Origin of the sequence: Salipiger sp. HF18 (assembly GCF_011806505.1) — a bacterium.
Lineage (GTDB): Bacteria > Pseudomonadota > Alphaproteobacteria > Rhodobacterales > Rhodobacteraceae > Salipiger > Salipiger thiooxidans.
Genome location: NZ_JAATOS010000116.1, coordinates 1 through 10,816, shown reverse-complemented (window position 1 = coordinate 10,816; position 10,816 = coordinate 1). Strand labels below are relative to the sequence as shown.

Here is a 10,816-nt window from a genome sequence, read left to right as displayed (position 1 = left end):
GCGCGGGGGGGCGCCCGGATGACCCGGCGCAGGTTCGAGGCGCGGAGGGACAGGCGGCGGGCGCGGGGGCGGTTCTCGGGCGGCACCGTGGTCTGCGCCGCCGCCGGCAACGAGAGCCGCCGCAACATCGACCCGGGCTTCGAGGTCTCGGCCTCGGTCCCCGCCGCCGCCTTCGGGGTGGTCTCGGTGGGGGCGCTGGGGCAGGCCGACGCGGGGCTCGGCATCGCGGCCTTTTCCAACACCAACCCCACGGTCTCGGCGCCGGGCGTCAATGTCATCTCGGCGGCGACCGGTGGCGGGTTGCGGGCGCTGAACGGCACCTCGATGGCCTGTCCCCACACCGCCGGCATCGCGGCGCTCTGGTGGGAGGCGCAGCGCGCCTCGGGCAGCCCCGCGAATGCCGAGGCGGTGCGGGCGCGGCTGCTCGCCACCTGCACCACCGCGGGGCTCGACCCGGCCACCGACGCGCTCGACCGCGGGCAGGGGCTGGTGCAGGCGCCGCGGGCGGCGGTGGGCTAGGGCACCCAGTTGGCTTGAAAGATGCGTTGCCTCAGTGCGCCTCGGCCCAGCTCTTGCCGCGTCCGGCGTCCACCACCAGTGGCACGTCGAGCTTGACCACCGGCTCGGCGGCGCCCTCCATGACCGAGCGGGCCGCGGCGATCAGGTCGTCCTCGGCTCCCTGCTCAACCTCGAAGATCAGTTCGTCGTGGACCTGCAGCAGCATCTTCGCGGGGATCTCGGCAATGGCGCCGGGCATCCTCACCATGGCGCGCCGGATGATGTCCGCCGCCGTGCCCTGGATCGGCGCGTTGATCGCGGCGCGCTTGGCGAAGCCCGCGCGCGGGCCGCTGGCCGAGATCTCGGGCGTGTGGATGATGCGACCGAACAGGGTCTCCACCCGCTTGTGTTCCTTCGCGAAGGCCACGGTGTCGTCCATGTAGGTCTTGATGCCGGGGAAACGTTCGAAATAGCGGTCGATGAAGGCCTGCGCCTCGCCGCGCGGGATGCGCAGGTTGCGGGCGAGGCCGAAGCCCGAGATGCCGTAGATGACGCCGAAGTTGATCGCCTTGGCCTGACGCCGGATCTCGGGCGTCATTTCCTCCATCGGCACGTTGAACATCTCGGAGGCGGTCATCGCGTGGATGTCCTGCCCCTCGCGGAAGGCCTCCTTCAGTGCGTCGATGCCCGCCATGTGGGCGAGGATGCGCAGCTCGATCTGGCTGTAGTCGAGCGACACGATGGTCTTGCCCTGGGGAGCGACGAAGGCCTCGCGGATGCGCCGCCCTTCCTCGGAGCGCACCGGGATGTTCTGCAGGTTGGGGTCGGTCGAGGCCAGGCGGCCGGTGTTGGCGCCCGCGATCACGTAGGAGGTGTGGACGCGGCCGGTCTCCTTGTTGATGTGCTCCTGCAGGGCGTCGGTGTAGGTCGACTTGAGCTTGGAGAGCTGGCGCCAGTCCAGCACCCGCGCCGGCAGCTCGTGCTCGGTCGCGAGATCCTCGAGCACGTCGGCGCCGGTGGCATAGGCGCCGGTCTTGCCCTTCTTGCCGCCCTCGAGCCCCATCTTGTCGAAGAGGATCTCGCCCAGCTGCTTGGGAGAGCCGACGTTGAAGCTTTCGCCCGCGAGCTCGTGGATCTCGGCCTCGAGCTGCGCCATCTTCTGGCTGAAGGCGTTCGACATGCGCGAGAGCGTGTCGCGGTCGACCTGCACGCCGGCCATCTCCATCTCGGCCAGCACCGGGACCAGCGGGCGCTCGAGCCCCTCGTAGACCCGGGTGACGCGGACCTGGTGCAGCTGCGGCTTGAAGATCGTCCAGAGACGCAGGGTGATGTCGGCGTCCTCGGCGGCATATTTCACCGCGTCCTCGACCGGCACGCGGTCGAAGGTGATCTGGCTCTTGCCCGAGCCCAGCAGCGACTTGATCGGGATCGGCGTGTGCGAGAGGTAGCGCTCGGAGAGCGTGTCCATGCCGTGCCCGTGCAACCCGCCGTGCATGGCGTAGGACATCAGCATGGTGTCGTCGATGGGGGTGATGCCGATGCCGTAGCGGGCAAAGATCTTGGCATCGTATTTCATGTTCTGCCCGATCTTCATCACCGCCGGATCTTCGAGCAGCGGCTTCAGAAGGTCGAGCGCGTCCTGCATCGGCATCTGCCCCTCGGCCAGTTCGTCGCTGCCGAAGAGATCGTCGGTGGCGGCGGCGCGGTGGGCGAGAGGGATGTAGCAGGCCTTGCCGGGGGTGATGCAGAGCGAGATGCCGACGAGATCGCAGGCCATCTCGTTGAGCCCCGTGGTCTCGGTGTCGACGGCCACCCAGCCGCGCTGCTGCGCCTCGGCGATCCACGGCGCGAGCTCTTGGGCGGTCTTGACCCAAGCGTAACCGGCGGGGTCGATGGCGGGCATCTCGGGCGCGGCACCGGTTTCGGCACCCGCGGCGGCGGGCACTGCCTCGGGGAGGACGGGCGCGTCCTTGCCGAACTTGTCGGCGACGCGCTTGGTGAGGGTGCGGAACTCCATCTCGGTGAGGAAGCCCAGCAGCACCTCGGGATCCGGGTCGCGGACCTCGAGATCGTCGAGGCTGAAGTCGAGCGGGGTCTCGCAGTCGAGCTGCACGAGGCGCTTCGACAGCTCGATCTGCTCGCGCTTCTCGATCAGGGTCTGGCGGCGCTTGGGCTGCTTGATCTCCCCGGCGCGGTCGAGGAGCTCTTCGAGCGAGCCGAAGTCGTTGATCAGAAGCGCCGCGGTCTTGATGCCGATGCCCGGGGCGCCGGGCACGTTGTCGACCGAATCCCCGGCCAGCGCCTGCACGTCGACGACCCGCTCGGGGAAGACGCCGAACTTCTCGAAGACGCCGTCGCGGTCGATGCGCTTGTTCTTCATGGCGTCGAGCATCTCGACCCCGTCGCCGACCAGCTGCATCAGGTCCTTGTCGGAGGAGATGATCGTCACCCGCCCGCCGGCTTCGCGCGCCTGGCAGGTGAGGGTGGCGATGATGTCGTCGGCCTCGTAGCCCTCGAGTTCCTTGCAGGCGATGTTGAAGGCCAGGGTGGCGGTCCGGGTCAGCGGGATCTGCGGGCGCAGGTCCTCGGGCATGGCCTCGCGGTTGGCCTTGTAGAGGTCATAGAGATCATTGCGGAAGGTGTGGCTGCCCTTGTCGAAGATTACCGCGACATGGGTCGGCGCGTCGGGGCCGGAGCTGTCCTCGACGTATTTCTGCAGCATGTTGCAGAAGCCGGACACCGCGCCGATGGGCAGCCCGTCCGACTTGCGGGTGAGCGGCGGCAGCGCATGATAGGCGCGGAAGATGAAGGCCGATCCGTCGATCAGGTGCAGGTGGCAGCCCTTGCCGAACTGGGTCATGGTGGCGTCTCCCGGTGCTGTGCGTTGCGCCATGGTTTGCCACGGGCGGCGCGCGCCTGCCAGAGGGAATGCCCGGCGGAGGGGCCGAAGGGGGGCCAGCCCCCCGCGCTTCGCGCTCCCCCCGGAGTTTACGGGCAAGATGAAGGGCGGGGGTCGCGCTTGCGGTGGGCTCTGTCCTTGTGCCGGAAGGCGGGCCGGGGCCTTGGGAGGTCAGCCGCTGCCGATCAGGATGCCCGCGGCCAGCACCAGCGCGCCGCCCAGCACCACCTGCACGGCGGCGCGGAGGAAGGGGGTCTCCATGTATTTCTTCTGGATCCAGGCGATGGCCCAGAGTTCGAAGAAGACGACGATCCAGGCGATGATGGTCGCGGTCCAGAAATGCGGGATCAGGTAGGGCAGGGCGTGGCCGAGCCCGCCCACCGCCGTCATCACCCCGGAGGCAACGCCGCGCTTGAAGGGCGAGCCGCGGCCCGACAGTTCGCCGTCGTCCGAGGCGGCCTCGGTGAAGCCCATCGAGATGCCGGCGCCGACCGAGGCGGCGAGGCCGACGAGGAAGGTGGTGAAGGTGTCCTGCGTGGCGAAGGCGGTCGCGAAGATCGGCGCCAGCGTCGAGACCGAGCCGTCCATCAGCCCCGCGAGCCCCGGCTGCACCCATGTCAGCACGAACTGGCGGTGGGCGATGCGGTCTTCCTCTTCGCGGGTCTCGTCGTCGAGGTGGTCGCCGGTCAGCTCTATTGCGCGGCGTTCGTGCGAGGCCTCGGCGGCGGCGAGATCGCCCAGCAGCCGGCGGGTCGACGCGTCGGTGCTGCGCTTTGCGGCTTCGAGGTAGAAGCGCTCGGCATCGCGCTCCATGATCTCGGCCTGTTCGCGGATCCGCTCGAGCGAGAGGTTCTTCATCAGCCAGACCGGCCGCCGGGCGTAGAAGCCGGCCACGTGCTCGCGCCGGATCAGCGGGATCACCGTGCCGAAGCGCATGCTGTGGGCCGAGATCAGTGCCTTGCGGTGGCCGTCTTCCTCGATGGCCATGTTGTCGAAGATCGCCGCCGAGTCGGGGAAGTCGGGGCGCAGCATCTCGGCGTAGCTGCGGTAGATCCGGGCGTCGTCCTCTTCCGACGAGATCGCCAGCGCGAGAATCTCCTGTTCGCTCAGATCCCGGAACTGCCGGCGGTGATTGAAGAAACTCATCGCAAACCTCTGTGGTTAGAATAATTCTAAACTAGAAATTTTCTGGTGGAATGCAATCGGCAAAATGTGAACTGATCGGTTCACTCTTGTGCTTGGCGTGATCGCGGGATTGCGCGAAAATAAACCATACAGTTCAGTTTGGAATTGCGCCATGAAAGAGATGCTTCTGCTTGCCGCCGCCCTCATGATCCTTGCGCCCCTGCCCGGCGCCGCGCAGGGGATCGAGCTTCCGCGCCTCACCTGGCCTGCGCCCGCACCGTCGCCCGCGCCCGTCCCGCAGCCGGCAGGGCGGCCCTAAACCGTTGGTGCTTGCCGGAACTGAACTGGCCGGTTTATGATGGCCGGCATCGGGAGGTCCGGGATGACAACCACTCAGGCGACCGTCCGTCGGGGGCGCAAATTCGACCAGGTGCTTGAAGGCGCCCGCGAAATCTTTCTTCGCGACGGCTTCGAGGGGGCCAGCGTCGACGACATCGCGCGCGCGGCGGGGGTCTCGAAGGCGACGCTCTACAGCTACTTCCCCGACAAGCGGCTGCTGTTCATGGAGATGGCCAGCGCCCAGTGCCAGGCCCAGACCGACGAGGCGATGCTGAGCATCGACATGTCCGGGCCGCCGGACCGGGTGCTGCCGCAGGTCGGGCGGCGCTTTCTCTCGTTTCTGCTGTCCGAGATGGGCCAGCGCGTCTTTCGCATCTGCGTGGCGGAATCCGACCGCTTCCCCGAGCTCGGCCGGCAGTTCTACCAGTGCGGGCCGCGGATGCTGCACAACGCGCTCACCGGCTACCTGCACCAGAGCGCCGAGCGCGGCGAGCTCAGGGTCACGGATTTCGAGCTTGCCGCCGACCAGTTCGCCGAGCTCTGCAAGGCGGATCTCTGGGCCAAGCTCTGCTTCGGCATCCAGACCCGCTTCGAGGATGACGAGACCGGCCGCGTCGTGGATGGGGCGGTCGAGACCTTCCTCGCCCGCTACGGCGCCTGACGCCAGGCCCATCCCCGAACTGGCCCCGACCTGCCAGCAGGGCGGGGCAGGGGCGGCCTCAGTCGAGGCGCCGCACCAGAAGCTGGTTGCCCGGGCCGCGCTTGGTCTCGAACACCTTCAGCTCGGACACCAGGTCGGAGAGCTTGCGCTTGCCGTAGGTGCGGGTGTCGAAGTCGGGGTTCGCCGCGGTGATGAACTGGCCGAGCTGGCCGAGGGTGTACCAGTCGTCTTCCTGCTCGATGGCGTCCATCGCGGTGAAGATGAGGTTGCGCGCCTCGTCGAGCTTGCCGGTGGCGTGAGGCTGGCTGCCGGCGGTCTTCTGCTCGGGGGCGCCGTCGAGGTTCTCGAGGAAGATGAAACGCTTGCAGGCCTTGCGGAAGGCGTCCGGCGTCTTCTGCATGCCCATGCCGTAGGCGTCGAGCCCCTGTTCGCGGATGCGGCTGGCGAGGCGGGTGAAATCGCTGTCCGAGCTGACCAGCACGAAGCCGTCGAACCGGGCCGTGTGCATCAGGTCCATGGCATCGATCACCAGCGAGATGTCCGAGGCGTTCTTGCCCACGGTGTTGGCGGGCGAGTGCAGCGGCACCAGCCCGTATTCGGCAGTGATCTTCGACCAGCCGGCCATCTGCTGGCTGGAGAAGTCGCCGTAGACGCGGCGCACGCTGGCCTCGCCCAGCGAGGCGATCTCGTCGAAGATCGCCTTGGCGTATTTCGGCGAGGTGTTGTCGGCGTCGATGAGAATGGCGAGAAGCCGGTTTTCACTGGACATTGTGCCCTCCTTGTACGGGGTCACGTGGCGCCCAGCGGCTTGTGCATCACGAGCGCGTCCACGTAACCCTCCTTTGGGTGGTTGAAGGCGCCGGGAAGGCGGCCGACGATCTTGAACCCCGCCCGTTCCCACAGCGCCACGGCGCGCAGGTTCGAGGAGATCACGAAGTTGAACTGCATCGCGCGGAAGCCAGCACTGCGGGCGCTGGCCAGCGCGTGGGCCAGCATCGAGCGCGCGATGCCGCGCCCATGCTGGTCGGGGTCGGTGACGAAGCCGCAGTTGCAGACATGGCTGCCGCCGCCCTTCTGGTTCCGCACCAGGAAGTAGGAGCCGACGAGACGGCCGTCAATCACCGCCGAGAACACCTGCCGCCCGGGCCCGCACCAGTAGGCCAGCGCGTCCTCGCGCGGGATGTCGGGGTCGATGGCATAGGTGTCGCCCGCCCGGAACACCGGCTCGAGCACGCGCCAGAGCGCGTCGCGGTCGCGGGGCTCGAAGTGCCGGATGGTGATCTCGGACGTCAACTCTGACCCTCCGTCTTGATGTGGATGATCGCGCCGCAATGCTTGCAATGCACCGCGTCGGAATCGTGCAGCGACAGGCCGCAGGTGCCGCAGGTCTCGCGCACCTTGTTGGGCCGGAACAGCACTTGTGCCAGTCGCAGGAACAGGGTGACGCCGCAGATCATCACCACGACCGAGATCATCCGTCCGAGCGAGCCTGTGAGCGTGATGTCCCCGAAGCCGGTGGTGGTCAGCGCCGTGACGGTGAAATAGAGCGCATCGGCGTAATTGTCGATCTGCGGGTTCGAGCCGAATTGCGTGGCGTAGACCAGCCCGGTCATCACGAAGATGAAGACCAGCAGGTTGATCGCCGCCACAAACACGTCCTGGTTGCGGCTGAAGAACGGGAAGTCCGCGCGCAGCCGTTTCAGCAGCTGGTAGGTGTGCAGGAAGCGCAGCGTTCGTACCACCCGCAGGAAGCCCAGCCCCTCGCCCGCGAGCGGCGCGAGGAAGGACACGATCGACACCATGTCCGCCAGCGTCACCGGCATCACGAGGAAGCGCAGCTTGCGCGGGGCGATGGCCACGCGGGCGATGAAATCCGCGAGGATGACGACCCCGAACACCGCGTCGATGCTCTCTACCACGCGACCGTGTTGGGTAAAGCTGGTGGCGATCACGAAGAGGATGGTCCCGATGTCGAAGATCAGCACCGCGTAGCGGAACCGGTGTGCCTTGTCGCTTTCGCCCTCGTAGAGCTCGCGGAGTTTGTCGAGACTGCCTGCCGTCATTCCTGTCCGTTCCTTACCCCTGTCCCCAACCTATAGGCGGCAGGGACGGGGCCGGGCAAGCGGTCGGCGCTCTGCTGTGGTGCGAGCGGGGAGCCGGAGGCGTCTCAGGCGCCCGGGTGCAGGGGGTGGAAGCAGGCGGCCTGCTGCGACCCGCCGTCGAGCATCGGCACCTCCTCGGCGCAGCGGGGGCCCGCGTTGGGGCAGCGCGCCCGGAAGGCGCAGCCCCGCGGCGGGTTCAACGGGTCGGGAAGCTCGGTCTCGCGGCCCTCGGGGGCGGTGAGCGCCCGGCCCACCACCGGGGCGCTGTCGGCGAGCAGCCTGGTGTAGGGGTGGCGGGGATGGGCGAAGACCTCTTCGGCACGCCCGAGTTCGACCACCGAGCCGAAGTAGAGCACCGCGACCCGGTCGCTCACCGCCTCGACCACCGCGAGGTCGTGCGAGATGAAGAGGTAGGTCAGCCCCTGCCGCGCCTTCAGGTCGGCAAGCAGGTTCAGGACCTGCGCCTGCACGCTCACGTCGAGCGCCGAGACCGGCTCGTCGAGGATCAGGATCCGCGCCTCCGCCGCCAGCGCCCGCGCGATGCCGATGCGCTGGGCCTGCCCGCCCGAGAACTCGTGCGGGTAGCGGTCGAGGAACTCCTCGCGCAGGTTCACCTGGGTGAAGATCTCGGAAATCCGCGCCGCCCGCTGCGCCTTGTCCATCCGGTGCAGGCGCTTCAGCGGAACCTCCATGATCTGCCGGATGGTCTTGCGCGGGTTGAGCGAGCTGATCGGGTCCTGGAAGACATACTGGATGCGCTTGCCGAAAACCGCCGGATCGGCGTTGTCGAGCGGCTCGCCGTCGATCTCGATATGCCCGCCGGTGGGCTCGAGCAGCCCCACCAGCATGCGCGCCAGCGTGGACTTGCCGCAACCGCTCTCGCCGACGATGCCAAGGGTCTCGCCCGAGGCGATCTCGAGAGTCACCGGATGCACGGCGTGGACCCGGCCCTTGGGCGGCCCGAAGAGCCGCTTGCCGACGGCGAAGGTCTTGGAGAGCTCCTCGAGCTTCAGGGCGACGGTCATTGCGCGGCCTCCGCAGCGGTTTCCGGGTCGGTTTCCGGGGCAGTCTCGGGGAACAGGCAGCGCACCTTGCGCGCGCCGCCGTGCAGGGCCACGTCGCCCTCGCGGCAGGCTTCCGCCGCCTTGTCGCAGCGCGGCGCGAAGGCGCAGCCGGGCGGCAGCGCATCCACCGCAGGCGGCAGGCCCGGGATCGCGTGCAGCACCCGCTTGCCCTCGCCCAGCTCGGGCACGCAGGCGATGAGACGGCGGGTGTAGGGATGCGCCGGCGTCTCGAGTACCGCCTGCGTCGGCCCTTCCTCGACGATGCGCCCCGCGTACATCACCGCCACCCGGTCGCAGAGCTGCGCCACCACGCCGAAATCATGGGTGATGAAGACGATGGCCAGCCCCTTCTCGCGCCGCAGTGTGTCGAGCAGCGACAGGATCTGCGCCTGCACCGTAACGTCGAGCGCCGTGGTCGGCTCGTCGGCGATGATCACCTGCGGATCGTTGGCCAGCGCCATAGCGATGCCGACCCGCTGCCGCATGCCGCCCGACATCTCGTGCGGGAAGCTGTCGAGACGGCTCTCGGCGTTGGGAATGCGCACGTCCCGCAGCAGCGCCAGCGCCCGGCTCCGCGCCTCGCCGCGCGAGACGCCGCGATGCACCCGGATCGCCTCGGCCAGCTGGTCGCCCACGGTGTAGAGCGGGTGCAGCGTGGCCAGCGGGTCCTGAAAGATGTAGGCGATCTCGCGCCCCCGCAGGCTGCGCAGCCGCTCGTACGTCGCCCCCACGAGGTCCTCGCCCCGGTAATGCACCGCCCCGCCGGCGATCACCCCGGGCGGCGAGGCCACCAGCCCCATCACGCTCAGCGCCGTCACCGACTTGCCAGAGCCGCTCTCGCCGATGATGCCGAGGCACTCGCCCGGCCGCACGCCAAGGCTCACCCCGCCCAAGGCGCGGTACACCCTTTGCTTCACGTGGAACTCCGTGCGCAGCTCGCGGAGCGCGAGCAGCGCCTCGCCCTCGGGCTGCGGAACCGGCCCCTCGCGCCGCACCATGGTGGCCGCCATCGGCCGGGACAGCGCCCCCGAGCGCAGCCGCGGGTCGAGCGCGTCGCGCACCCCGTCGCCCAGCAGGTTGATCGCCATGACGATCACCAGGATCATCATCCCCGGCACCACCGAGGTGTGCGGGTTGGTAATCAGCGCCGAGCGCGCCTCGCCCAGCATCGAGCCCAGATCCGCCTGCGGCGGCTGCGAGCCCAGCCCGAGGAACGACAGCCCGGCGGTCTCGAGGATCATCCAGCCCACGGTGGTCGACATGGCGATGACGATCACCGGGATCACGTTGGGCAGCACCTCGGACAGGATGATGCGCCCGTCGCCCATGCCGGCGAGCTTGGCCGCGTCCACGAACTCCTTGTGCGCGATGCCCACGGTGATGCCACGGATGTTGCGGGCAAAGAACGGGATGTTGACCGCCGCCACCGCGATCAGCGCGTTCAGAAGCCCGGGCCCGAGTGCTGCCACGATGGCGAGTGCCAGCAGGATGTAGGGAAAGGCCATGAGCATATCGACGCCGCGCATGATCAGGTTGTCCACCCGCCCGCCGTAATAGCCCGCGACGATGCCCACCGCGGCGCCGAGCACGGCGGCGATCACCGCGGCGGCAAAGCCCACCGCCAGCGACAGCCGCGTGCCCCAGAGCAGCCGCGACAGCAGGTCCCGCCCGAGATGGTCGGTGCCCAGAAGCGCGCCCTCCGAGAACGGCGGCAGGAAGCGGTTGCCGGTGTCGGTGACGTCCGGATCGGCGAGCGGCAGCAGCGGCGTCACCAGCGCCAGCGCGACCACCAGCGCCATGACCACGAGCCCGGCCAGTGCCAGCCGGTTGCGGGCGAGAAGCGCGAGGAAGCTCATGTCTTGATCCTCGGGTCGAGCAGGCTCTGCGCCACGTCCACCACGATGTTGAAGAGCACGTAGCAGGCGGCGACGAAGACCACGCCGCCCTGCACCAGCAGGATGTCGCGCTTGAGGATGGCGTCGACCAGCATCCGCCCGACGCCGGGCCACTGGAACACCATCTCGATGTAGACCGCGCCCGACAGCACGAAGCCGGCCTGGATGCCCAGCACCGGGATGATGCTGACCATCGCGGCCCGCAGCGCATGGCGCCAGATCACCCCGCGCTC

11 protein-coding genes are annotated in these 10,816 nt (G+C 68.6%); 3 read left to right on the top strand and 8 right to left on the bottom strand.

The features are described from left to right. On the top strand, positions 1 to 519 hold a 519-nt coding region (locus HC022_RS11990; protein ID WP_167452584.1), incomplete at its 5' end, for a S8 family serine peptidase. Positions 520 to 550: 31 nt separating this feature from the next. Here the strand turns inward: HC022_RS11990 and polA are convergent. Together polA and mbfA are read right to left on the bottom strand one after the other, a co-directional pair. Beyond that, complete coding sequence (gene polA / locus HC022_RS11985) at positions 551 to 3,358, bottom strand: DNA polymerase I (RefSeq protein WP_167452583.1); 2,808 nt, start codon at positions 3,356 to 3,358, stop codon at positions 551 to 553. Between the two features lie 210 nt (positions 3,359 to 3,568). Then, on the bottom strand, positions 3,569 to 4,543 hold the full coding sequence (mbfA, locus tag HC022_RS11980) for an iron exporter MbfA (protein ID WP_089956735.1): 975 nt from the start codon (positions 4,541 to 4,543) through the stop codon (positions 3,569 to 3,571). 151 nt (positions 4,544 to 4,694) lie between these two features. Between mbfA and HC022_RS11975 the strand changes: the two genes are divergently transcribed. Further along, complete coding sequence (locus HC022_RS11975) at positions 4,695 to 4,841, top strand: hypothetical protein (RefSeq protein WP_167452582.1); 147 nt, start codon at positions 4,695 to 4,697, stop codon at positions 4,839 to 4,841. Between the two features lie 63 nt (positions 4,842 to 4,904). Further along, positions 4,905 to 5,522, top strand: coding sequence for a TetR/AcrR family transcriptional regulator (locus tag HC022_RS11970; RefSeq protein WP_040384805.1), 618 nt, complete (start codon positions 4,905 to 4,907; stop codon positions 5,520 to 5,522). A gap of 58 nt (positions 5,523 to 5,580) precedes the next feature. Here the strand turns inward: HC022_RS11970 and HC022_RS11965 are convergent, their stop codons facing one another. The 6 genes from HC022_RS11965 to HC022_RS11940 all read right to left on the bottom strand — a co-directional run. Next, positions 5,581 to 6,291: an NYN domain-containing protein gene (locus tag HC022_RS11965; RefSeq protein ID WP_167452581.1), complete on the bottom strand. Its 711-nt coding sequence runs from the start codon at positions 6,289 to 6,291 to the stop codon at positions 5,581 to 5,583. 20 nt (positions 6,292 to 6,311) lie between these two features. Next, on the bottom strand, positions 6,312 to 6,815 hold the full coding sequence (locus tag HC022_RS11960) for a GNAT family N-acetyltransferase (RefSeq protein WP_089956744.1): 504 nt from the start codon (positions 6,813 to 6,815) through the stop codon (positions 6,312 to 6,314). Beyond that, a complete protein-coding gene (locus HC022_RS11955; RefSeq protein ID WP_167452580.1) occupies positions 6,812 to 7,585 on the bottom strand; it encodes a potassium channel family protein in 774 nt (257 codons plus the stop codon). The genes HC022_RS11960 and HC022_RS11955 overlap by 4 nt, the downstream gene beginning before the upstream one ends. Before the next feature lie 104 nt (positions 7,586 to 7,689). Next, positions 7,690 to 8,649, bottom strand: a complete 960-nt coding sequence (locus HC022_RS11950) for an ABC transporter ATP-binding protein (RefSeq protein ID WP_167452579.1) — start codon at positions 8,647 to 8,649, stop codon at positions 7,690 to 7,692. Beyond that, entirely contained in the window at positions 8,646 to 10,544 is a 1,899-nt protein-coding gene (locus HC022_RS11945; RefSeq protein WP_167452578.1) for a dipeptide/oligopeptide/nickel ABC transporter permease/ATP-binding protein, read from the bottom strand. The genes HC022_RS11950 and HC022_RS11945 overlap by 4 nt, the downstream gene beginning before the upstream one ends. Beyond that, positions 10,541 to 10,816: ABC transporter permease (locus HC022_RS11940; RefSeq protein WP_167452577.1), on the bottom strand; the 276-nt coding region annotated here is incomplete at its 5' end. The genes HC022_RS11945 and HC022_RS11940, both read right to left, overlap by 4 nt.

Bases quoted from the DNA above. Each gene is read 5' to 3' on its own strand.
- polA (WP_167452583.1), bottom strand. From the start codon at position 3,358: ATGACCCAGTTCGGCAAGGGCTGCCACCTGCACCTGATCGACGGATCG.
- mbfA (WP_089956735.1), bottom strand. From the start codon at position 4,543: ATGAGTTTCTTCAATCACCGCCGGCAGTTCCGGGATCTGAGCGAACAG.
- HC022_RS11975 (WP_167452582.1), top strand. From the start codon at position 4,695: ATGAAAGAGATGCTTCTGCTTGCCGCCGCCCTCATGATCCTTGCGCCC.
- HC022_RS11970 (WP_040384805.1), top strand. From the start codon at position 4,905: ATGACAACCACTCAGGCGACCGTCCGTCGGGGGCGCAAATTCGACCAG.
- HC022_RS11965 (WP_167452581.1), bottom strand. From the start codon at position 6,291: ATGTCCAGTGAAAACCGGCTTCTCGCCATTCTCATCGACGCCGACAAC.
- HC022_RS11955 (WP_167452580.1), bottom strand. From the start codon at position 7,585: ATGACGGCAGGCAGTCTCGACAAACTCCGCGAGCTCTACGAGGGCGAA.
- HC022_RS11950 (WP_167452579.1), bottom strand. From the start codon at position 8,649: ATGACCGTCGCCCTGAAGCTCGAGGAGCTCTCCAAGACCTTCGCCGTC.
- HC022_RS11945 (WP_167452578.1), bottom strand. From the start codon at position 10,544: ATGAGCTTCCTCGCGCTTCTCGCCCGCAACCGGCTGGCACTGGCCGGG.